The sequence below is a fragment of the Bradyrhizobium sp. 197 genome (assembly GCF_023073375.1).
Classification (GTDB): domain Bacteria; phylum Pseudomonadota; class Alphaproteobacteria; order Rhizobiales; family Xanthobacteraceae; genus Bradyrhizobium.
Window position 1 is genome coordinate 1 of the sequence record NZ_JADPJJ010000069.1, and the last position, 639, is coordinate 639.

A 639-nucleotide genomic window follows, 5' to 3' on the forward strand; every position below is an offset into this window, starting at 1 on the left:
AATCGAGAGCACCGTCCGATACCTAGGAATTGAAGTCGACGATGCGCTTGCAATAGCAGAGCAAGTCGACGTCTGAACTAACTGGGCAGAGCGGACATGCTCTGCCCTTTCTTGCAGCCGACTTCGGGCCAGAAGCGGATGAATGGGGCTGCACTTGATCGAACTCAATCGCATGCAGATAGTGGCTACATCGGTTCAATCTCTCCGGGGCGCCAGGTCCTGTTGAACCAAGGTTCGAGCGGACCGTAGAGGCGCAAGAGGGTGTTCCAGCCCTTCCCCGGGATCGTCTGCACCCAGTTTGATTCCTTCTCCGAGGGAGCCTTTGGTCCGAAATAAACGTCCACTGAACCATCCGCATTGACCAGCAATCCCTTGGTGAGACTACCGACAGCCGGAGATTGTTGATCGGTTTGGAGCATTGAGCGTGTCTGGTTATCGTAGAGTGTGAACGACCAGAAATCCTTGGCCGGAATGTTGGGCGGCATGTGCAGCCTGTACGTTTTGCTGCCGTCCAGGGGGTTACCCTTTGCATCCACAAATGCACCGGCGTACTGCGAACCCTCACCAACCATCTTCATCGTCATCGCTGGCGTCACGCCGGTGGCATAGAAGAAGAACATGTTTTTTGCGTCGACCGCC

General features: G+C 55.4%; 1 protein-coding gene. It reads right to left on the reverse strand.

From position 1 onward, the window contains the following. Window positions 1-185: 185 nt before the first annotated feature. A partial coding sequence (locus IVB27_RS15745) for a DUF1214 domain-containing protein (RefSeq protein ID WP_247444392.1) occupies window positions 186-639 on the reverse strand: 454 nt, incomplete at its 5' end.